The organism is Paenibacillus amylolyticus, assembly GCF_047302515.1.
Classification (GTDB): domain Bacteria; phylum Bacillota; class Bacilli; order Paenibacillales; family Paenibacillaceae; genus Paenibacillus; species Paenibacillus amylolyticus_G.
Map to the genome: position 1 here is coordinate 1386855 of NZ_CP168019.1, position 22146 is coordinate 1409000.

At 46.8% G+C, this 22146-nt stretch carries 26 protein-coding genes; 22 read left to right on the plus strand and 4 right to left on the minus strand.

Annotation, left to right across the window (positions count from 1 at the left end):
* Positions 1–20 precede the first annotated feature (20 nt).
* Entirely contained in the window at positions 21–734 is a 714-nt protein-coding gene (locus ACDJ59_RS06075; protein ID WP_017687570.1) for a cytochrome c biogenesis CcdA family protein, read from the plus strand.
* Positions 735–880: 146 nt separating this feature from the next.
* Here the strand turns inward: ACDJ59_RS06075 and splB are convergent, their stop codons facing one another.
* A complete protein-coding gene (gene splB, locus ACDJ59_RS06080) occupies positions 881–1951 on the minus strand; it encodes a spore photoproduct lyase (protein ID WP_047843632.1) in 1071 nt (356 codons plus the stop codon).
* Positions 1952–2143: 192 nt separating this feature from the next.
* Between splB and mntR the strand changes: the two genes are divergently transcribed.
* From mntR to ACDJ59_RS06095, 3 genes are all read left to right on the plus strand, one after another.
* Complete coding sequence (gene mntR, locus ACDJ59_RS06085) at positions 2144–2572, plus strand: transcriptional regulator MntR (protein ID WP_036614415.1); 429 nt, start codon at positions 2144–2146, stop codon at positions 2570–2572.
* 209 nt (positions 2573–2781) lie between these two features.
* Positions 2782–4392 (plus strand): family 10 glycosylhydrolase, encoded by a 1611-nt coding sequence (locus ACDJ59_RS06090; RefSeq protein WP_413407985.1) that lies wholly within the window; start codon positions 2782–2784, stop codon positions 4390–4392.
* A gap of 89 nt (positions 4393–4481) precedes the next feature.
* Positions 4482–5483, plus strand: coding sequence for a patatin-like phospholipase family protein (locus ACDJ59_RS06095; protein ID WP_036614410.1), 1002 nt, complete (start codon positions 4482–4484; stop codon positions 5481–5483).
* A gap of 61 nt (positions 5484–5544) precedes the next feature.
* Here ACDJ59_RS06095 and ACDJ59_RS06100 read toward each other — a convergent pair whose 3' ends face one another.
* Both ACDJ59_RS06100 and ACDJ59_RS06105 read right to left on the minus strand, forming a co-directional pair.
* Positions 5545–5877: a hypothetical protein gene (locus tag ACDJ59_RS06100; protein WP_413407986.1), complete on the minus strand. Its 333-nt coding sequence runs from the start codon at positions 5875–5877 to the stop codon at positions 5545–5547.
* A gap of 5 nt (positions 5878–5882) precedes the next feature.
* Positions 5883–6875, minus strand: coding sequence for a DUF1385 domain-containing protein (locus ACDJ59_RS06105; protein ID WP_062835280.1), 993 nt, complete (start codon positions 6873–6875; stop codon positions 5883–5885).
* Between the two features lie 213 nt (positions 6876–7088).
* On the opposite strand from ACDJ59_RS06105, the gene ACDJ59_RS06110 reads away from it, so the two are divergent.
* From ACDJ59_RS06110 to ACDJ59_RS06130, 5 genes are all read left to right on the plus strand, one after another.
* A complete protein-coding gene (locus ACDJ59_RS06110) occupies positions 7089–7667 on the plus strand; it encodes a YqhR family membrane protein (RefSeq protein ID WP_074095698.1) in 579 nt (192 codons plus the stop codon).
* Positions 7668–7743: 76 nt separating this feature from the next.
* A complete protein-coding gene (aroQ, locus tag ACDJ59_RS06115; protein WP_036614400.1) occupies positions 7744–8187 on the plus strand; it encodes a type II 3-dehydroquinate dehydratase in 444 nt (147 codons plus the stop codon).
* Between the two features lie 39 nt (positions 8188–8226).
* Positions 8227–9300, plus strand: coding sequence for a M24 family metallopeptidase (locus ACDJ59_RS06120; RefSeq protein WP_413407987.1), 1074 nt, complete (start codon positions 8227–8229; stop codon positions 9298–9300).
* Between the two features lie 313 nt (positions 9301–9613).
* Positions 9614–10171, plus strand: a complete 558-nt coding sequence (efp, locus tag ACDJ59_RS06125; protein ID WP_017687580.1) for an elongation factor P — start codon at positions 9614–9616, stop codon at positions 10169–10171.
* Between the two features lie 190 nt (positions 10172–10361).
* Positions 10362–11615 (plus strand): aspartate kinase, encoded by a 1254-nt coding sequence (locus ACDJ59_RS06130; protein WP_047843625.1) that lies wholly within the window; start codon positions 10362–10364, stop codon positions 11613–11615.
* A gap of 87 nt (positions 11616–11702) precedes the next feature.
* Here the strand turns inward: ACDJ59_RS06130 and ACDJ59_RS06135 are convergent, their stop codons facing one another.
* Complete coding sequence (locus ACDJ59_RS06135; protein WP_413407988.1) at positions 11703–12452, minus strand: 2-phosphosulfolactate phosphatase; 750 nt, start codon at positions 12450–12452, stop codon at positions 11703–11705.
* 262 nt (positions 12453–12714) lie between these two features.
* On the opposite strand from ACDJ59_RS06135, the gene spoIIIAA reads away from it, so the two are divergent.
* The 13 genes from spoIIIAA (at position 12715) to ACDJ59_RS06200 (ending at position 22074) form a co-directional block, all read left to right on the plus strand.
* Positions 12715–13719 carry a stage III sporulation protein AA gene (gene spoIIIAA, locus ACDJ59_RS06140; RefSeq protein ID WP_340905739.1) on the plus strand — a complete coding sequence of 335 codons (1005 nt, stop codon included), beginning with the start codon at positions 12715–12717 and terminating at the stop codon, positions 13717–13719.
* Positions 13712–14230 (plus strand): stage III sporulation protein SpoIIIAB, encoded by a 519-nt coding sequence (gene spoIIIAB, locus ACDJ59_RS06145; protein ID WP_036614389.1) that lies wholly within the window; start codon positions 13712–13714, stop codon positions 14228–14230. Before spoIIIAA ends, spoIIIAB begins: the two co-directional genes overlap by 8 nt.
* Positions 14231–14259: 29 nt before the next feature.
* The gene (gene spoIIIAC / locus ACDJ59_RS06150) at positions 14260–14463 is read left to right on the plus strand and encodes a stage III sporulation protein AC (RefSeq protein WP_017687585.1); all 204 of its coding nucleotides are present in this window, start codon (positions 14260–14262) and stop codon (positions 14461–14463) included.
* A 32-nt stretch (positions 14464–14495) separates the two neighbouring features.
* Positions 14496–14885: a stage III sporulation protein AD gene (spoIIIAD, locus tag ACDJ59_RS06155; RefSeq protein WP_017687586.1), complete on the plus strand. Its 390-nt coding sequence runs from the start codon at positions 14496–14498 to the stop codon at positions 14883–14885.
* Positions 14886–14953: 68 nt separating this feature from the next.
* The gene (spoIIIAE, locus tag ACDJ59_RS06160) at positions 14954–16096 is read left to right on the plus strand and encodes a stage III sporulation protein AE (RefSeq protein WP_373419868.1); all 1143 of its coding nucleotides are present in this window, start codon (positions 14954–14956) and stop codon (positions 16094–16096) included.
* A 31-nt stretch (positions 16097–16127) separates the two neighbouring features.
* Positions 16128–16958 (plus strand): stage III sporulation protein AF, encoded by an 831-nt coding sequence (gene spoIIIAF, locus ACDJ59_RS06165; RefSeq protein WP_413407989.1) that lies wholly within the window; start codon positions 16128–16130, stop codon positions 16956–16958.
* A gap of 15 nt (positions 16959–16973) precedes the next feature.
* The gene (spoIIIAG, locus tag ACDJ59_RS06170) at positions 16974–17612 is read left to right on the plus strand and encodes a stage III sporulation protein AG (RefSeq protein ID WP_036614381.1); all 639 of its coding nucleotides are present in this window, start codon (positions 16974–16976) and stop codon (positions 17610–17612) included.
* A 66-nt stretch (positions 17613–17678) separates the two neighbouring features.
* The gene (locus ACDJ59_RS06175) at positions 17679–18509 is read left to right on the plus strand and encodes a SpoIIIAH-like family protein (protein WP_413407990.1); all 831 of its coding nucleotides are present in this window, start codon (positions 17679–17681) and stop codon (positions 18507–18509) included.
* Positions 18510–18648: 139 nt separating this feature from the next.
* The gene (gene accB, locus ACDJ59_RS06180) at positions 18649–19113 is read left to right on the plus strand and encodes an acetyl-CoA carboxylase biotin carboxyl carrier protein (protein WP_026080991.1); all 465 of its coding nucleotides are present in this window, start codon (positions 18649–18651) and stop codon (positions 19111–19113) included.
* Between the two features lie 55 nt (positions 19114–19168).
* Positions 19169–20512, plus strand: coding sequence for an acetyl-CoA carboxylase biotin carboxylase subunit (accC, locus tag ACDJ59_RS06185; RefSeq protein WP_036614375.1), 1344 nt, complete (start codon positions 19169–19171; stop codon positions 20510–20512).
* A gap of 217 nt (positions 20513–20729) precedes the next feature.
* Positions 20730–21140 (plus strand): Asp23/Gls24 family envelope stress response protein, encoded by a 411-nt coding sequence (locus tag ACDJ59_RS06190; protein ID WP_017687593.1) that lies wholly within the window; start codon positions 20730–20732, stop codon positions 21138–21140.
* A gap of 146 nt (positions 21141–21286) precedes the next feature.
* Positions 21287–21826, plus strand: a complete 540-nt coding sequence (gene amaP, locus ACDJ59_RS06195) for an alkaline shock response membrane anchor protein AmaP (protein ID WP_017687594.1) — start codon at positions 21287–21289, stop codon at positions 21824–21826.
* Positions 21827–21840: 14 nt separating this feature from the next.
* Entirely contained in the window at positions 21841–22074 is a 234-nt protein-coding gene (locus ACDJ59_RS06200) for a DUF2273 domain-containing protein (protein WP_017687595.1), read from the plus strand.
* Positions 22075–22146: the final 72 nt, after the last annotated feature.

Sequence of the window (22146 nt, forward strand, 5' to 3'; positions counted from 1 at the left end):
GGAAGGGAGACATCCGCTTCATGCCTGATGTTAATGTATGGATGGCTTTTGTAGCAGGCTTAGTCTCATTTATATCACCATGTTGTCTTCCGCTGTATCCATCATACCTCTCTTACATTACAGGTATGACGGTGCAACAATTGAAGGATGACCGCAATCAGCGCGAAGTCCGCTTTAAGACAATGACGCATACGCTGGCGTTTATTTTAGGCTTCTCGGCTGTATTTTATTCGCTTGGCCTTGGTGCCGGACTGTTTGGACAGTTTTTCAACGATAATCGTGAACTGATTCGTCAATTATCTGCGATTTTGATTATGCTCATGGGATTGTTTTTGCTGGGTGTGTTTAAGCCACAGTTTCTGATGAAGGAACGCAAGCTGGATATGAAATGGAAACCGGCAGGCTATCTGGGCTCTTTTATATTTGGCATCGGTTTCTCAGCAGGCTGGTCGCCGTGTATTGGTCCCATTCTGGCAACAATCATTGCGATGGCTGCGAGTGAGCCCACAACCTGGCTGGCGCTGATTACAGGTTATACGGCAGGGTTTGCAATCCCGTTTTTCATTTTGGCCTTTTTCATCGGTTCGACACGCTGGATTTTACGGTATTCTAATGTCATGATGAAAGTCGGGGGAGCATTGATGTTGTTCCTTGGTGTATTGCTTTTTACAGATCAGATGACGAAGATTACGATCTGGTTGCAGCAGATTACACCAGACTGGATGATTATTTAAACGGATGAACTGAATTTGAATTTAAAAATGCATGACAAAGCAGGCTACATGTTACCAGAGTCAATCTGGGTCATGTAACCTGCTTTTTAATCGTTTGTTAGGAATGCTTTTAACTGCATATGATTTTGGGCAATCCTATTGTTCGTTTAGGTGAAGTAATCAATACTGGCTAGTGGAAAATGTTCAAAGATCCGTTCCGTTATGAATTCGCGCAGCGCATCTTGCTGGTCATCTTTATACACATATTTGTACTGACCCCAGCGGCCCCATTTCATCTTACGTTTCTCGATATCCATCTCCAACTTGGTTTTAGGATAACGTTTCTCAATGGTTGCTTTGGCCGTTTTGGTAAAACGGTGCTGGATCATCTCAAAGGTAAGATCTTTGGTTGCTTCCTCTGGAAGCGTATCTGCCAGCTTCTGCAGCAGATCCGAGTATCCTTCTTCCCAGCCTTCATACCACATGATCGGAGCGATAATGAATCCAAGGGGATAACCGGCGTGTGCAATTTTGCCAGCAGCTTCAATGCGTTCCTCAAATCTGGAGGTAGCCGGTTCAAAGTTTTTGATAACATAATCCGAATTGACACTAAACCGGATACGGGTGTGGCCGTTATGCTTAATGTTCAGCAACGGATCAACGTGATGGTATTTGGTTACAAATCGCAAGCGCCCATATTCTTCTTCCGCCATAAAACGAATCAGGTCACTTAAATTCTCCGTGATATGCTCGAGTCCTACGGGATCAGATGTACAGGCAGCTTCAAATCGTGTAATTTCAGGCGCGCGTTCTTCAATGTATCCTTTGGCTGCCTGAATGATCTCCTCGGTATTGACATAGACACGGACATAAGGTTTCGCACCAAGTGTAGTTTGAAGATAACAATAATGACAGTGCCCCATACAGCCTGTAGAGATGGGAATGGCATATTCCGCTGAAGGTTTCGACTGGTCAAACTTGAGTGTTTTGCGCACACCAACGACCAGAGTACGCTTTGCCATCCGATATTTTTCTTGTTCGGTTTCACCCGGCAAGTTTGTGATTCGGTTATGGGATGTGGTCATCTGATAAGGTATGTTTTTGGATGTCACCCATTCCATAATCCGTTTGCCTTTATCATATTCCAACGCACCGGGTTCAAAATACACCAAATCGGGAATAAAGGGTTTAGTACCTTTTGCTTTACGAACTGGCGGTGAGGCTACACTTGTACTCACGAAATCACTCCTTTCGATGCGGAACTTTGCTTAGTTTGCCTCGTTTGGGGAGAAGTCACGCCTGCCAATTACTTGTGTAACAGCGCGCTCCGAACTGTACAGGACTTGCCAATGCGTATTGATAACATGTATCATTATAAGATAGGGACCAGGCACGAATAGGGGCCGGTCAGAGAGAAAAGAGGGAAGCAGATGCCAACGCCCAGTATGGAAGATTATTTGGAGCGTATATACAAATTAATTGATGAAAAGGGCTATGCTCGTGTGTCTGATATAGCTGAAGGACTGGAAGTACATCCTTCATCGGTGACGAAGATGATCCAAAAGCTGGACAAAGACGAGTACCTGATCTATGAAAAGTACCGCGGACTGGTGCTTACACCAAAAGGCAAAAAGATGGGCAAACGTTTGATGGAGCGCCATCATCTGCTTGAACAATTTTTGACAACGATTGGTGTTCAGGAACAAAATATTTACAATGATGTTGAAGGCATTGAACATCATCTGAGCTGGGACTCCATTACATGCATCGAGTCCTTGGTTGAATACTTCCGTCAGGATGAGAGCCGGTTGCGTGACCTCAAAAACCTTCAGGACGTCATGAGTAATACGGAGTCTTAAGTTTCAGCAGTGGAATAAACATGGTGATATACAATGAATTGTATCCTGTGATCAAAGGATGCTTCTTGCCGTTTCAATGGCAGGAAGCATTTTTTTGTGTGCAATCACACCATAATTTGGTGATTTTCGCAACTAAACGAACGGTAGGAGCGTCTATTAAACTAGTAGAATTTACCGCAAATTTATAATGATTTTGGAGGACTGCACTAATGAACGTTCGTAAAGGATTGATGCTGCTGCTCATTTTTGTACTTGGATTACAGACAGCAGGCATGACGGCCCAAGCAGCCGGGCAGAAGGAAATCGCTATTTTTCTAGATGGAAACCGCTTGGAATCGGATGTATCACCATACATCCTGCCCAAAGTAAATGTAACGATGGTACCTCTGCGTGTTATTAGCGAAGGACTGGGTGCCTCTGTTCTGTGGTCTCAGGCTACACGTACCGTGACTATTCAGAAATCCGATTCGGTCATCTCAATGACGAGCGGACGCCAGCAGGCAACCGTGGATAACACTGTTGTTGGTCTGGATGCATCGGTAGAATTAAAACAAGGTCGGGTCATGGTACCCATTCGATTCGTCAGTGAGAACCTTGGTATTCGGGTGAACTGGAATCAGGCAGCCCAGACTATTGATCTGTACACAGGAGACGAATCAGTACCGACCCCTGAACCAACTCCGGTAACCCCAGTAGAGCCTGGAGGCACGGGCACTGTACCAGCTTCTGAAGAGATGCGGGGAGCCTGGATCTCCACTGTGAATGGAGACTGGCCTTCATCCGGTGCCAAGGGAAATGTGGAGAAGCAAAAGCAGGAATACACGAAACAGCTAGATACTCTTCAAGGTATGGGCATTAATGCCGTATTTGTCCAAGTGAGAGCCAATGGGGATGCCATCTATCCTTCAGGTTTGGTACCTTGGAACAGCGTATTGACAGGAACACAAGGTAAAGATCCAGGTTATGATCCCCTCGCGTTTATGGTTGAGGAAGCACACAAACGGGGCCTGGAGTTCCACGCCTGGTTTAATCCGTTTAGAGCAACGAACTCAGCAAGTACATCAAACTTGGCTGCAAACCACATCTCCAAGCTTCATCCCGACTGGATTGTGAATGCATCCGGCAAAATGTACATTAACCCGGGTATCCCGGAAGCCAGACAGCATATTATCGATACGATCATGGAAGTGGTCAATCAGTATGATATTGATGGCGTACATCTGGATGATTATTTCTATCCGTCCAATGTGACATTTAGTGATGATGCAGCTTTCAAAACTTATAACACATTGAATACCAAAGACCGTGCTGAATGGCGTCGGGACAATATCAATCAGTTCGTTAAGCAGCTCGGGCAGAGCATTCACAGCGCGAAAGCTAACGTTGAATATGGAATTAGTCCATTTGGTGTGTGGCGTAATAAATCCGTTGATCTGACAGGTTCTGATACCAAAGCAGGAGTAACCGCGTATGACAGCATGAATGCAGATGTGCGGACATGGATTAACCAAGAGTGGATCGACTATGTCGCTCCGCAGGTGTATTGGAGTATGACACTGAGCGTAGCCCGATATGACAAAGTCGTGGACTGGTGGGCGAATGAAGTGACTAACACAAATGTAAAATTGTATATCGGTCACTCTCCTTATAAGTTAGGTACGCCGGAAATTGGCTGGCAGACTTCACAGGAGATCATCGATCAGCTGAACTACAACAAGAAACATGCTTCGGTTAAAGGGGATATTTTCTTTAGTTCACAGTACCTGACGAAGAATCCTCTCGGCTTGATTGCCAAATTGAAAGCCTACTATGGTCTCTAAAACATTTTAACAATACAGTGATAAGACAAACCCTTGTTCTCATAGAGTGGCAGTAGAAACGTGGCTGCCTGGAGAACGGGGGGTTTGTTGTGTTAATTAACGCGGTGTTTGAAGGTGGAGGCGTCAAGGGGATATCGCTTGCGGGTGCTGTACAGGGTGCTCAAGACTGTGGCATTCAGTTTAATCGAGTGGCAGGCACATCATCCGGTTCCATTGTAGCTGCTCTGCTAGCGGCCGGTTACAGGGCCGAGGAGATGAAAGTCATTATTGAGAATACCCCCTTTGTTTCATTGCTGCGTCGTTCCCCTATATTTAATACCCGATGGATCGGACCGGCAGCAAGGCTGTTCTTGAAGAAAGGCTTGTATTCGGGGGAGGCACTGGAATCATGGATTCGCAAGATGCTGGAGCAGAAAGGGATTCGCACATTCGCTGACTTGCCACAAGGTAAGTTGCTTATTACCGCATCTGATATATCCAATGGGACCATTCTGGTGCTACCAGACGATATTCGGAGGTTCGGCATTGACCCTGCGAAGCTGGATGTTGCAAAGGCGGTACGTATGAGTTGCAGTATCCCGTATTTTTTCGATCCGGTAGTCATACGCAAATCACCAGTATTCTCCAAAGGACTTCCTTTTCAAGATCAGTTTGTGTATGTCGTGGATGGTGGATTGCTTAGCAACTTTCCGTTGTGGCTCTTCGATGGTGATCGTTCGGAACGAGGAGGAGACGTTATTCCGGTTGTCGGATTCAAAATGGTGGGGAAGACGGAAGTAGAACCTGCCCGGATTAAAGGACCGCTAAGCATGCTTCAGGCCCTTGTGGAGACGATGCTCACAGCACATGATGAACGCTACATCGAACAGATTAACCGGTTTCGTACAGTGAAGATACCAACGCTTGGCATTAAACCGACGCAATTTCATCTATCGTTACAGGACAGCACAGCCTTATATCGATCAGGCGCAACAGCAGGGAATGAATTTTTCAACGGATGGAATATGAAAATGTATGATGAACAGCTGGACAAACAAAGAAAAGAATTGCGCAAGAAACAGGCAGAAGCTCCACCTCTGATTCCTGTATAAACGCGAAAAAAGCAGTTCTCCGCATGTTGGGAGAACTGCTTTTTTATATGTTCAGTACCTTTTAGTGAAATTTCGGTATATCTTCATCGCTTTTACCTTTTTGTCCCTGAATCACTTGGAAAGGATAATCCTTGCGTTTCTTTGAAGAGCCGCTGCTCTTTCTGGCACTGGACTGTGCATTGACTTTCGCCATGGTTCGTGCAGATGGCTTAATCTTAGGTGATTTGGTTTTGCTTGCCCAGCGACGAGGCGGATATTTGTACAGCAGGAATACGGCTCCGAACACGACCAGAGGAATAATGATCCTGGATGGACTAGCGCTCCCCAGCCAAGTCAAGACTCCAACAGCAGCTAGTGCGATGAACGTCCAAAATAAGATTGCCTGCTTGTTCATATCATTCACCCTTTCACAGGATCGAGTGTTGCAACAGGTACTTCTGACGTAGCAGAGACATTGGCAAGCTTGGCATCCAACTCACGCATACGGTTAAACGAAGCAATGGAGACTTCTACCTGTTCGTTGGTCGGTTCTTTTGTTGTAAGCAATTGCAGCCACAATCCCGGGTATCCGAGATAACGCAGTACAGGAATATCACGTACCGAATTCGTGAGCTTTAACAGTTCAAAAGAAATGCCTAGCACAACTGGCAATAACAACAGACGCTGACCCATCCGTTCCCAGAGGTTATCGTACGTGAAGAGAGAGTATAGAAACACTCCAATAATGACAGTCAACATAATGAAACTGCTTCCGCAGCGGTAGTGCAGTCGGCTGTACTTTTGCACGTTCTCCGGTGTCAGTTCTTCACCAGCTTCATGTGCGCTGATTACTTTGTGTTCCGCTCCATGATACTGGAAGAGACGTTTAATCATCGGCGTCTGTGAGATTAACCACAGATAAGCGAGTAACAGGATCAGCTTAATGCCGCCTTCCAGTAAATTATGCAAAAACTGATTGTCGAATGCATTTTTGAATAGAAAATTCTCGATAACAACAGGAAGCAATGTGAGCACAACCTTACCAAAAAGGAATGAAAGGATGGCGACGGCGGTCACACCAATGATCATGCTTAGGCTCCAGCCCGAACCTTCTTTCTCTTTTTGCTTGGCTTTCTCTTCCGGTTCCAGTTCATCATCAGCATAGGCGTCAGCAGAATAATTGAGATGTCTGCTACCTTTGACACTTGAATCTATAATGCTGACAATTCCGCGTAATAAAGGAATCCGCCGCAATTTCGTGACCCAGGACTTGTCTTGCTTGGGAACTTCCAGATACGTAATTTCGCCGTCTTTTCTACGAACAGCTGTAACGTTGACATGTTTCCCACCGAACATTACGCCTTCAATGACAGCTTGCCCCCCATAGCTGACAGGCTTGGATTGTTGAGGCAAATTATTCACCTTCCTATTCTGTTCTAGGCCTTCGCGATCAAAGGCAGTTTAATAACCCTATTGTATCGAATTTTCAGACCAATTTCTAGTTTGTGAGTCAAACCTTGAAGGATGTTGTTAAGATTGTCCTGTTTTGAACATACTACCTCGTAGAATCGGAGCGGAAATTCGAGGCGTAATGCGGGATTATCAACTGAATGAAGGAGAATATCGATGACAGAACGTAAGCATGAAGATACATCACAAGATGAAGGTCAACGTCCCAATGAGCGGCAGCAAAAAGACAAGGGCAGGCGCCCTACCCAGAGGCAAGGCCAAGCACACTACTACACCAAGCCATTTTCCTTTGCGTTAGAGCTTGGCTTTTTTGCCGGTTTTATCTGGGGCGGGCTGCATTGGCTATTCTATCTGTTGCATTTTACGATTGTACCTGTCGGATTTCTGGCCGAGCCTTTTTTCAAACATGAATATATATATACCGCAGCAGGACATTTGACAGGCTGGCTGTTTTTTATCGTCTTTTCCATCTTGGCATCCTTACTCTACACGTTCACGATTAGAAAACTGAAAGGGCCGTTACCCGGCATGGTGTATGGAATCGTCTGGTGGCTGATTCTCTTTATACTGGTCGGACCAAAACTGGGGATGATGAAACCTTTGAACGGTTTAACGTGGGATTCAATCATCACGGAACTCTGTTTCTTTTTGTTGTGGGGGCTGTTCATTGGTTACACGGTAGCCATGGAGTACACGGACGAACGCAAACGCGAGCCGGAGCAAGCGGGGGCATAGCGCAAAAAAGCTTCTCAATCCGGCAATGCCTGTGTTAAAATAGCAGATGGTTATTTGCAGAGAGGGTGGAGCAGCGATGAAACGAATTATTGTGATCAATGGTCCGAACCTGAACATGCTTGGTGTACGCGAACCGGGCATCTATGGAACGCTTAGTCTGAAGGATATTGAGGACAAAATTCGCAGACAGGCTGATGAAATTGGCGTCTCCATCGCTTTTTATCAATCGAACCATGAAGGGGACATCATTGACCGCATTCATGCAGCGATGGGTGAGGCTGACGGAATAATACTGAATGCCGGAGCATTTACCCATTATAGCTATGCTATACGTGATGCAATCAATGCTGTAAAAGTCCCTACAGTGGAAGTACATCTATCCAACATTCATGCACGCGAAGCGTTCAGACATCATTCAGTGATTGCAGCGGAAACAATCGGGCAGATTGCCGGATTTGGCGAAGTAAGCTATGAACTGGGATTGCTGGCTCTTGTGCGTCATCTGGACAAACAAACCTGAGCCGGGAACCCGGGAATGTGAGAGAAAGAAGGGTTACCGATGGAAAACAAACGAGTAAATAAGTTGCGTGAAGCCATGCGTGAGCATGAACTCACAGCAATGCTGATTACAAACCCGATTAACCGTCGTTATATGACGGGTTTTACAGGCTCGGCGGGATATGTGCTGATTACGGAACAGGATGCATATCTGCTGACTGATTTCCGTTATATGTCACAAGCACCTCAGCAAGCCAAAGGATTTACCGTTGTGGAGCATGGAGCTAAGCCGATGGATACGGTGCGCGAATTGCTGACATCCGCGAATATCAAAGAAGTGGGCTTCGAGCAGGATAGTGTCACATTTGGCACGCATTCCGCTTATGCAGAAGCACTGCAGTCTATTGAACTGAAAGCTGTATCCGGGATCGTGGAACAACTTCGTATGTTCAAGGATGAAGATGAGATCGCGGTCATGCAGAGAGCAGCAGATCTGGCGGATGCCACGTTCAGCCACGTTTTGAAGTTTGCAAAACCAGGTATGACGGAGCGTGAAGTGGATTTGGAGATGGAGTTTTTCATGCGCAAGCATGGAGCAACGTCCTCTTCGTTTGACACCATTGTTGCTTCGGGTGAACGTTCTGCTATGCCTCACGGTGTAGCGAGTAGTAAGGTCATCGGACAGAATGAGTTAATTACATTTGACTTTGGTGCACTTTTGGACGGATACTGTTCAGATCTGACACGTACCATTGCAACAGGTACACCTGTACCTGAACTGCGCAAAATTTATGACATTGTACTGGAAGCTCAGTTACATACGCTGGAGAACCTGAAACCGGGTATGACCGGACGTGAAGCAGATGCACTGGCTCGTGATATCATTGCAGGTCACGGATATGGAGATCAGTTCGGACACAGCACAGGCCACGGTCTGGGTATGGAAGTTCATGAAGCTCCTCGTTTGTCCAAGCTTAGCGATGATGTATTGAAACCGGGTATGGTTGTTACCGTTGAACCGGGTATATATATTGACGGACTTGGCGGCGTGCGTATTGAGGATGACGTAGTGATTACCGAGACGGGTATTCATATTCTCACGAAGTCGGACAAAAAGTTCACCGTAATCGGCTAAATTACAGCCACAGGGATATAAGACGATTTTTAATATAAAGGTACAAGTTATTGCTGATTGTTATGGACCATTGCAAAAGTAGTGAAGGGAGCGGAATCGATTCTGAAGAAGCGAAGCGCTCGCCTTTGTCTCCTCATTTTAAACCTTATTAAAGTCTAGTCGGGAAAATGAGGAGACAACAGCGATCGGAGGAACGATCCGGACCCGTAACGGTCACATCGCACATGGTCAATCAATTCAGAATAAACCCACCTTTATATTAACCCATCGTCTCATATCACCTACTTTTTAACCATATCAGGAGGGATTTTTTGTGATTTCAGTAAACGATTTTAAAACAGGCTTGACCGTGCAAGTGGATAACGATATCTATACCGTGCTTGATTTCCAACACGTTAAACCAGGTAAAGGCGCTGCCTTTGTACGTTCCAAATTGAAAAACCTGCGTAATGGTAACACCGTTGAAAAAACATTCCGTGCAGGCGAAACGATTGGTCGTGCGATCATCGAAAACCGTGGCGTATCCTACCTGTATGCAAGCGGTACAGAGCACACGTTCATGGACAACGAAACTTATGACCAATTCACTTTGACTAGTGATCAACTGGAATGGGAATTGAACTTCCTAAAAGAAAACATGGTCGTTAAGATCGTTAGCTACCAAGGTGAAATCCTCGGAATTGACTTGCCAACAAGCGTTGAGTTGAAAGTCATCGAGACTGAGCCAAGTGTTAAAGGTAACACTGCACAAGGCGCTACCAAAAATGCAAAAGTAGAAACAGGCTTGAACGTACAGGTTCCTTTGTTCATTAACGAAGGTGACGTTCTCCTGATTGACACACGTGAAGGTAAATACTCTTCCCGTGCGTAACTTTCACAGCTTGTAAGCTAAAAAAGGTTATTAACAACCCTTTGCCATTCCTTTGGCAGAGGGTTTTTTCGAAAAAAGATTAGCCTATCAGGCGCTTTCGTAATATACTGGGTTAAAGTCATTTCTCGTAGAGAATAATGACGATGGACATTAATTATGCATACTGCACAAGGTAGGGAGTGGATTTGCGTTGTCATTGTACGTCATGAAATTTGGGGGCAGCTCGGTCGGAGATACAGAACGCATGAAGCGTGTAGCCGGACGTGTTGTAGAAAAAGCTGATGAAGGACATCGGTGTGTAGTTGTGGTTTCGGCCATGGGGGATACAACAGATGATTTGATTGATCAGGCAAAACAACTGAATAGTGATCTGCCTGCTCGTGAGATGGATATGCTCTTAACGACAGGAGAACAGATTTCGATCTCTTTGTTATCGATGGCTATTCAAGCGCTTGGACGTAAGGCAGTATCGTTTACGGGCTGGCAAGCGGGATTCCGCACAGAGCCGGTTCACGGAAAAGCACGTATTCATGATATTCAACCTGACCGTGTGAATGCAGCACTTGCCGAGGGCAACATTGTTATTGTTGCAGGCTTCCAGGGCATGACGGAAGACGGCGAGATCACAACGCTCGGTCGTGGTGGTTCGGATACAACAGCTGTAGCGCTGGCGGCAGCAATTAAGGCTGATGCGTGTGAGATCTATACGGATGTAGACGGAATATATTCTACGGACCCGCGGATCGTTAAGGTTGCGCGCAAGCTGAAGGAAATATCGTATGACGAAATGCTGGAACTCGCTAATTTGGGAGCAGCGGTGCTGCATCCGCGTGCAGTAGAGTACGCGAAGCATTCCGGTGTACCTTTAATCGTAAGATCCAGCTTTAACCATAATGAAGGAACGGTTGTGAAGGAGGAAGCAGCAATGGAACAAGGCGTAGTGGTTAGTGGTATTGCCTATGACAAAAACGTGGCTCGCATCAGTATTCTGGGTGTGCCGGATGTACCAGGAGTTCTGGCCGAAGTATTTGGTGCGCTTGCATCCAATCAGCTGGATGTGGACATTATCGTTCAGAGCGGTGTGATGGATGGCAAAGCAGACTTCTCGTTCTCTGTGGCGCTGTCTGATCGTGAGAACGCATTACGTGTCATTGAAGGCCTTCACAGCCGCTTGCCTTACCGTGAAGTTACATCTGAGGAGAACCTCGTTAAAATCTCCATTGTTGGCGCAGGCATGGTCAGTCACCCAGGTGTAGCTGCGAAGATGTTCAAAGTCATTTCCGCTGAAGGCGTGAGTATCAAGATGGTGAGCACTTCCGAGATCAAAGTATCTTGTGTTATTGACGGAGATAAGCTGCATGACGTCATTAAGGCATTGCATACAGCATATGATCTCGACACTGCCGAGCAAGCCGTTATCGGTGGACCTCAAGATCGCAGATAAGTATTTGCTATGTATGTAAATTAGCAAAGGTGTACTGTTGCCAACGGGCAGCAGTACACCTTTTTTTTGTTTTTCTCATGGCAATTCTCACATCAACTTGAACATCTTTCCCCCGCGTATGCCTCTATAAGGCTGCATGCGGTTCCCCTCCCCCATCTCAGGAACACAATCCAGCAGGTTTAATTGAGAACAATACGAAATATCATGAACTCTGCCTAACTTTTCAAGCCTCCGCCCGCTAACAGACCCCTGCACCAACTCCGGGATGCTCTCCTTACATTGGGATACCGCCTGATGAAGCACTATGCCGAGATCGTTAAGTTGGAGGGGAGAACAGGATTGACGGTGCAGTTCATCGATGATACATCCAGCACACAAGCCGTCCTCCAGAGCAAATTCATCCTGGTTCCCCGCACATAACAGCAATACATCTCGTTGAAGTTCACATAGAGCTGCTGCAACAGCCTGCACATTGAGAAATGAACCAGCAAATACATGTTTCCCCTTGGAAGCCTTGATCAAAGCTCGGGTTCCATCGGTTGTGGTTAGAATGATTGTTTTATCTGCAATGCCTGCAGTCATATATTCATAGGGGGAATTCCCCACTTCGAATCCGGTGATTTTTTTGTCAAAACGCTCCCCGCCTCGAATGCAATCTTTCACTTCCATTTGTTTGGCTTGTGGAACGGTCTCTACGGCAATCACAGCCGAAGCGTCATACGCCAGAGCCGTAATAATCGTACTGGTCGTACACAATACATCAATGACAACTGCACTTCGCCCTGCAATATCAATGGTACGTACTTCATTCACATTGCCAACGACATCAACTCGCACTCCCCACAACTCCTTTCTGTATCTGGGGATCGGTAGTTCTGTTTGAACCGGAATGGAACTTACCTATCTGCAATTACTATATGCATGCACATCTAGACGGGTGCCTAGAACAGAAGGTGGATCTATGGTTTCAACTCTCAACCGTATTCTAAAGAATTGATAGATTTCAGCGTCATAAATTAAATGTACAGGCATAAACTTGAGATATGAACAAGCGCCAGAAGTGTGAACCAAATGATCTCAAGGTTGGAGGAGCCTACTCATGAAGGTGAACTGGAGGGAACTTTTTCCGGAACCGATCCGAACCATTCTTGGAAGAATGCCACCTGCTCTATTGGAACAAGTGGAGGAAGTACGTATTCGAGAAGGCAGACCCCTGGAGATTAATGCAGGCAACACATACCACTTTCTGACACCTCAAGGTTGTCCGACCGGGAATCCTGAAGAAGCGTATGTTCCTCAGAAAGAAGTGACGCACAGGTTGCTGGACCTGATCAGTAACCATTCACTTTATACATTGGAAGAGGAACTGCGCAAAGGGTTCATCACCATACCTGGGGGACATCGAATCGGGCTTGCTGGACGAACGGTACTAAGCGGTGGGCGTGTCGAATACCTGCGTGACATCAACGGGTTTAACGTTCGGGTAGCCCGTGAAGTACATGGAGTGGCTGATCGTATTCTTCCTTATCTTCTCGATATGAAGAGCGGACAGGTCCTGCACACGTTGATCCTATCACCACCACAACAAGGGAAAACGACGTTGCTGCGAGATCTGGCGAGACAAATTAGCAGTGGTACAAAGCTTACAGGGGGAACTGAACTGGTTCAGGGAATACGTCCACGTCTGAAAGTGGGCATTGTGGATGAAAGGTCCGAAATCGCTGGTAGCTACAAAGGAGTACCTGGCTTCGACGTAGGTCCCCGAACAGATGTGATGGACGGTTGTCCGAAGGCTGAGGGTATGATGATGATGCTTCGCTCCATGTCGCCCGATGTCCTGATTGTGGACGAGATCGGTCGTCCGGAGGATGCCGAAGCGGTGATGGAAGCCCTGCATGCAGGAGTCTCAGTGATTGCGACTGCGCATGGCCGTGACCTATCGGAGCTGTCGGCCAGACCCGCCCTCAGAACCTTAATTACGGAGCAGATGTTTCAACGTTATGTCCAGCTGCAACGGACGAGCCGGGGCATGACCTTTCGGCTGGCTGATGGCAAAATGCGTGCGTTGCAGCAGACCGGGGCAGGAGGTGAAGCCTTTGGTTAACATGTTTGGTGCGGTAATTATTCTGTTAGCCAGCACCCTCGCCGGATTTTACAAGGCCAGACAATATGCATTAAGACCGAGACAGTTGCGAGAACTCATTGCAGCCCTCCAGCGACTAATGACGGAGATTAACTATGGGCTCACTCCACTTCCCGATGCCATGGGAAAGATGGGAGCACAGACCAAAGAACCTGTAAAGACGCTGTTTCTTCATGCAGCTACACAGATGGAACCTCCTCATGGACTCACTGCCCGGGAAAGTCTGCAGTCAGGCGTGGATCTGGCGTGGGGAAGATCGGCCATGAAGGCTGACGAGAAGGAAGTGATGCTGCAATTAAGCTTCAGCCTTGGCACAAGTGACCGTCAGGATCAGACCAAACATATATCGTTAGCCATTCAACAACTAATGCATGAGGAATCCCGCGCCCAGGCCGATCAAATGAAATATGAACGAATGAGCCGAAGCCTCGGGATGCTTGTCGGAGCGTTAATCGTCATTCTGATCTTCTGAAATAGCCGGGATAGTGAGGTGCCAAGGTCATGAATCTAGAAGTGAACGCAATCTTTCAAATTGCGGGTATCGGAATCATCATCGCCATGATTCACACGGTACTGAAACAAATGGGAAAGGAAGATATGGCTCACTGGGTGACCGTAATCGGATTTGTCGTTGTATTGTTCATGGTGGTCCGTATGCTGGACAGCCTGCTACAAGAGATCAAATCGATATTTCTTTTTCAATGAAAAACGGTCATGAAGCCGGATGGTGGTGACCTGTGGAAATTATCCAAGTTGTAGGTTTGGCGCTGATCGCAACAGTGCTCATTCTGGTCATTAAGGAACAGAAACCGATGTTTGCCTTTCTGATTGCTGCCGCGACTGGCATTGTCATCTTCATGTTGTTGATTGGTAAGATCGGTGCAGTCATCGAAGTGTTGAAGCGGCTTGCCGAAAATTCAGGCATGGAAAGTATTTATCTGAAAACGGTGCTGAAAATTATTGGCATAGCGTACATCGCTGAATTTGGCGCACAGATTGTCAGGGATGCAGGTCAGGAGAGCATTGCGTCCAAGATCGAATTGGCTGGTAAGGTACTGATCCTTGTACTTGCTATACCGATCATCAGCATTATTATCGAAACCGTCATGAAGCTGATGCCGGTGTAGAAAGGGCGTGCGGACTTCATATGAAATCAATGCATCATAAGCCGCAGTGGCGCCTTACGGTTGTGCTGATGCTCTGTTTTCTGTTTGGTATCCTGGGACAGGTTACTGCAACCTCGCCTTCCGGTGAGTGGATGGAGCAGCAGGCCGATCAGCTTCCCAAGGATCAGGTGGAGAAATACTGGGATCAACTGATGCAACAATACGGTGGTTTCTTCCCGGAGGGGAAGACCCCTTCCTTCATGGATATGTTAATCCCCGGCAATGAAGGGTTCAGCCTGAAATCGGTGTTTGTAGCGATCGGAACCTTCATGCTGCATGAAATTTTATATAATGGCAAACTTCTGGTCACGATTGTGATGTTAAGTGTACTCAGCATGATTCTGGAGACGCTTCAGACCGCATTTGAGAAAAATAATATTAGCAAAATCGCCTATTCCATCTGTTATATGGTCATCATCATCATTGCAATCAACAGCTTCAGTGTGGCGATTGGATACGCCAAGGATGCCATAACCGGCATGATCAACTTCATGATGGCCATGGTTCCCTTGTTATTCACACTGCTTGCGTCCATGGGTAATGTCATCACCGTCTCGGTGACACATCCACTCATCATTTTCATGATTCATCTGGTGAGTACGTTGATTCACTTGCTGGTATTCCCGTTACTCTTCTTCTCAGCTGTTCTGCATCTCGTCAGTTCATTGTCTGACAAGTACAAGCTGACACAGCTGGCAGACCTCCTGCGCAATATTAGTGTGGCACTGCTGGGTATCCTGCTGACGATGTTTTTGGGTGTAATCTCGGTTCAGGGAGCATCGGGCTCCGTAGCGGATGGAGTTAGCCTGAAGGCCGCCAAATACATCGCAGGCAACTTTGTCCCTGTCGTGGGCAGAACATTTGCGGATGCAACGGATACGGTAATTACAGCTTCTTTACTTGTCAAAAATGCAATTGGACTCACCGGAGTGATCATCATTTTGTTTCTATGTGCCTTTCCGGCACTCAAGATCCTGGCTCTTGCCTTGATATACAACGTAACTGGTGCCATTATGCAACCACTAGGAGACACCCCGATTGTAGGATGCCTCCAGGCCATCGGCAAGAGCATGATCTACGTATTTGCGGCGCTCGCAGCCGTCGGGCTGATGTTTTTCCTGGCCATTACCATCTTGCTGACCGCGGGCAATCTGACTGTCATGATGCGCTGAATGTATGTTGGCAAGAAAGGGGGTGGAAAGGATGGGGTGGCTGAGCAACTGGCTCCAGGAATTGATTATGATCGTTCTGCTGGTGACTTTTGTGGATATGTTGTTGCCCAATCGATCCATGGAACGTTATGTCAAGCTTGTGCTGAGCCTTCTCATCCTGCTGACCCTTTTATCACCCATAACCAAGCTGCTCAAAAGTGATCCGGTTGGCGAACTGAAACGGGCAATGTCTGCAATGGATGCTCCATCGAATGGGAATGCGACACTCGAACAGATATTAGCTCAGGGCAAACGGCTGCAATCCAATGAACAGGAACAATCCTTACAATGGACAGCCAAAGAACTGGCTAATGTCATGAAAGGTCAGATTGAAGAAACAACAGGAGCGAGGGTGCGGTCCGTAGAGGTACAGCTGGCCATGAGTAAATATGAAACCGAGATGGAAGCTGCCTCATCAGTCGAACTGCCTGTGATCCAGCGTGTGTTGGTCGAGATGGCCGGAGAGGGTGCAGAAGGAGAAGTGAAGGCAGGACAGCAAGAAGTTCCTGCAAATACACAACCCATATTTGGAACAGACACAGAATCCGAGAAGGATAAATCACATCAAATACAACAGCCCATCCAGATCGGTCAGATTGAAGTGCCTGATGTACAGATTGATGTGAGTAGAGAGCAACGTGATGGAAATGAAGCGTCTTCCGAGCCTGTTATACGTGATCAGGCAGATGAGACGAAGCAGCAAGGTGAGACATCCACAAGGTCCGAACATGCGGTGCAGATTATTACATTGTTGACTGAAAAGTGGGATGTTGATGCAAACAACGTTCAAGTGACAGAACCAAAAAGTGCTGGAGTGCTCTGAGAAGGAGGGTGTCCGATGAAACAATGGTTCAAAAAGATGGAAACCTGGATGGGTGGCGGAGAGGGTGGGGCAAGGCGAAGTCAAACCTTCCGCTGGCTGATTATCCTGGGTTTGATCGGGGTGGGGATCATGCTGTTCAATTCCTTCGTCAATGTCAAAAAAATTGATTCCGAAAATATCGGTCGGGAACCACCGGACCCGGCAACATCCATGGCATCCATACAGAGTGATCCGTCGGAACAGAATCCTTTTCAAGCGATCGAAATTGCATTTGAAGACAAAATCAAAGGTGTGCTGGAAAACATTGTTGGTGTGGGAACGGTTGATGTGATGGTTACCGTGGATTCCACAGAAGAATTGGTCGTTCAGCGGAACGTGAAGGATTCTCAGCAACTTACCGAAGAAACCGATGCTAGCGGGGGCAAACGGCATATGACGCAATATACCCGTGATGGCGAGATTATTACTTACGAAATAGCAGGGGATCAGACACCTATAGTGACCAAAAAGCTCAAACCGCAGATCCGTGGGGTGCTTGTGGTTGCGAGGGGTGCAGAGAACAAGGTTGTGAAGGACCTGATAACCGACGCTGTGGAAAAAGGATTGAATGTGGCAGCCTACCGGATCTCGGTTGTACCGCGCAAACAAGACTAATTTGGTGTGTTGAATCACAAGATTCAATTCTCATAAGATTGAAGCCAATTTGAGGAGGAAGTTCTAATGAATAACAAACGTCAAACGGTATGGCTCGTTTCCATGCTAAGTCTGATGGTCATTTTGTCCGCGTATTATCTGTTCACTGAGGATTCCGGTCCAGTCAACACGCCGGTGGCCGACAGTCAGCAAGTGGATGGGATCAAGCAAGGGGAGGCAAAGGAGACGGCAGGCATTCTTGATCCTACAGAAGGTTTGGTTGTGAATGAAGTAGTGAATAGCGGCGAAGTTGAAAGTGATCCAAGTGCGGCTGGCGCTGTGGAAGAACCGGCGGCTACGGAAGGTAAAGAAGCTGGAAATACAGAGAAAACACCTGTTGTCGAACCAGGCGAGAATAAGGGTGAGGCAGGCAAAGAAACCAACAAAGAGACCGACAAAGGGGCAACAACTACACCGGAGACAGACGGTCAGGCAGGCGGCACTGCAACCAAGACAGATGAGGAAGTCCTCAAGGAAATGGAAGAGCAAAATACGACAGCATCTGCGAGCAGCCAGTTCCAGAACTACCAGTGGCAACGTGAGGAAAGCAACAATCGTAAGTATGAGGAACTGATGACCGTGGCAGGTGATCTGAGCAAAACGCCAGAAGAGAATGCCAAAGCAACAGAGCAACTCCGGACACTGGAAGAAAAAGAAGCTAAAATCACTGGCATTGAGGAGACGCTCTCTCAACAGTTCGCTAATGCGATCGTTCAAGAAGATGCCGACAAGTATAAAGTTGTGGTCCTCAGTGATAAACTGGATGTAAAACAGGCGGTATCCATTGTGGATCTGGTCATGAAAGAATTGGCGGTTTCACAGAACAAAATCAGCGTGCAATACGTCACAGAACAATAATCCAAATCATGGAAATACAGTCCCGGGAGCTGGTTGTACTCTCGGGCTCTTTCCATTTTTAATGATTATGATATAATACATAAAGCCATATGACCGTCCTAGTGAGACTGGCATGATGCCGAAGGAGTGAATAATGGAAATGTTTAAATTGAGTGAAATCAAAGAACTGATTAAACTGGTAGATGAAAGTTCCGTTCAAGAGTTGGAAATTGAAAATGAAGGATCACGGTTATCGATCCGCAAACCGGGCAAAACGGAGTATGTTCAAGCAGCTGCTGTGCAACCGCAAATGATTGCTGCTCCGCAAGTACAGCCGGCAGCAGTGGTAAGTGAAGCTGCACCGCAGGTCGATACTACAAGTCATTTACATAAAATTGTATCTCCGATGGTAGGTACTTTTTACAGAGCTTCTTCGCCGGAAACGGGTCCTTTTGTGAGTGCTGGTGATAAAGTTGTTGAGAAAACAACGGTATGTATCATCGAAGCTATGAAGCTGATGAACGAGCTTGATGCGGACATCAAGGGAGAAATCGTTGAAGTGCTGGTTGAGAACGGACAGCTGGTCGAGTATGGGCAGCCCCTTTTCCTGGTGAAACCGGAATAACCGTTATAGCTGGTTAACAGCTAACCGCATGAGCTTCGAAGGAGGACAAAACGAAATGAAATTTCAAAAAATACTGATTGCGAACCGTGGAGAGATTGCGGTACGTATTATTCGTGCCTGCCGTGAAATCGGTATCTCAACGGTAGCCGTCTATTCGGAAGCGGACAAGGATTCTCTGCATGTTCGTCTTGCAGATGAGGCTTATTGTATCGGACCGACCCTGTCTAAGGACAGTTACCTCAACTTCACAAACCTGATGAGTGTAGCTACGCTGACGGAATGTGATGCAATCCACCCTGGATACGGTTTTTTGGCGGAGAATGCTGATTTTGCGGAAATTTGTGAGTCTTGCAATATTACGTTTATTGGACCTTCTCCTGAAGCCATCACCAAAATGGGTGACAAGGCTGTTGCCAAACAGACGATGAAAGATGCAGGAGTACCTGTTATTCCTGGATCAGACGGCCTTGTTGAAAATATGGATGAAGCCATCATGATTGCTAGAGATATCGGATATCCTATCATTATCAAAGCTACTGCTGGTGGCGGAGGTAAGGGAATTCGTATTGCCGAAGATGAAGAAACGCTGATTAAGCAGATTACCGCTGCTCAGCAGGAAGCACAAAAGGCATTTGGCAATGCAGGTGTATATCTGGAGAAATTCCTGACAGGTATGAAACACGTGGAAATTCAGATCATTGCTGATAAACACGGAAATGCTGCACATTTGGGAGAGCGTGATTGCTCGGTTCAGCGTCGTCGCCAGAAATTGGTAGAGGAAGCTCCGTGTCCGATTCTCTCCGAAGATGTGCGCACACTGATGGGTGAAGCTGCGGTACGGGCTGCCCTTGCTGTGGACTACTCGGGAGCGGGTACATTGGAGTTCCTGCTCAGCCCGAATGGCGAGTTCTATTTCATGGAGATGAATACGCGTATTCAGGTAGAGCACCCGGTAACTGAGATGGTTACTGGCGTGGATCTGATCCGTGAGATGATCTCGGTAGCTGAAGGCAACCCACTTTCATTCCGTCAGGAAGACGTGGTTATCAATGGCTGGTCGATAGAATGTCGTATCAATGCAGAAGATCCGGACCGTAACTTTATGCCATCACCAGGCAAAATCGGATTCTACCTTGCACCGGGAGGACCTGGCGTTCGTGTAGATAGTGCTGCTTATCCGGGTTATACCATTTCACCTTTCTATGACTCCATGATCGCAAAATTGATCGTGTGGGGAGCGAATCGTGAAGAGGCGATTGCCAAGATGAAACGTGCGCTTGGGGAATTTGCGATTGAAGGCATATCTACAACTATTCCTTTCCATCAGAAATTGCTGGAGCACCCAACGTTCATTCGTGGTGACTTTGATATCAAATTTCTTGAGGAAAACGAGATTTAAAAGGTATATTGGGCTTGTTTGTCATAATGTAGCCCAAATGATATAGTATGAATAATAAGAGCGCATGTCTCCTGCAAAGGATAAGCCCGCACCTCGCGGATGTTTGCAGGAGTTCCGGTAAAGCCGGACCGGAAGGGTTCTGAAGGTTGATTAACCTGAGTCCAGCGCCCTGACGGATGGCCGCAAACTTATCTCGCGAAAGGTGTGTTGAACAGTTATGAGTACACTACCGACTGAATTTGAACGAACGGATATCGGTGAAATCCAGATCGCACCTGAAGTTATTGAAGTAATTGCTGGATTGGCGACCCTTGAAGTGAAAGGTGTTGCAGGCATGAGTGGCGGATTCGCTGGCGGATTTGCTGAATTGCTTGGTCGCAAAAACCTTTCCAAAGGCGTTAAAGTTGAAGTGGGCCAACGTGAAGCTGCAGTTGATGTTTCCGTAATTATCGAGTACGGATACCGTCTGCCACAAGTAGCTACGGAGATTCAACAGAACGTGAAACGTTCCATCGAGAACATGACAGGATTGAATGTGAATGAAGTGAATGTGCACATTCATGACGTTCAGTTCAAGAGCACCGAGAAAGTGGAAGAGATCGACCTGAACAGTCAGCGCGTAAAATAAAAGAAGACAGATTCCCCCGGCATCATCTGCCGGGGGTTATCCCGTCTTGGACAGGTCTTCATTATAGCGAAAGCTAGATGAGGATCTGATTTTTTGCTAGTGAACAGGTTAAGTCATGTTAGTGAGCAAGGGAGGCTGTGCAGTTCGTGGCTAAAATACTGGATCGGCTTCTGTTGTTTATATACAGCATAAGCGTTGGAGCAATATCGGCAGCCGTCATTCTTCTGATTAGCGGTGTGCTGCCTTACGAATTGAATTACCAGCAGGAACAAAACGTTATTGTTGCGTCGGTTATTGCAGCAGCGATTTTGTTTATCCTGAGTTTGCGATTTTTCTACATCTCGGTTCGGCGTGAGCGTGCATCGTTGCCGTCTGTAGATCAACGTACTGAGTTTGGTGATGTACAGATTTCGATGGAGACGATTGAGAATCTCTGTTTGAAGGCAACTTCCCGTTTCCGGGGAGTACGTGATGTCAAGGCACGCATACGTGTGGTTGAGTCAGGACTGGAGATTATGATCCGTGCAGTAGTGGATGGTGAGACACCTATTCCTGCGCTGACTTCTGATCTGCAAAAGGCGATTCATGATCATGTACAAGAGATTACGGGCATCCCGGTTTCTTTTGTCACGGTGTATATCGCTAATGTAACCCAGTCGCCTAACTACAAGAGTCGAGTGGAATGAGGTGAGTTTCACTGATGCTGTGGAAAGAGATTTGGGATAGTCACAGAGGCCGAATTACCGGAATTATCGGCGGCATCTTTTTTGGATTTCTTTATGTATGGATCGGTTTTTGGGATATGTTGTTCTTTGCACTCTTGGTGTTCATCGGTTATACGTTAGGCAGACGAAGCGATTCGAAGCTGGGTTCGTCCATTCCCTGGAGGGAGTGGGGACAATGGCTGGGCGATCGCTGGCGTCCGTTTAAGTGACCTACCTGAACCCTGCAATATGTTTCTTCCGAAAATAGAGCTGTAGTTTAGGTTGCCCGTTTTTTGGAGGAA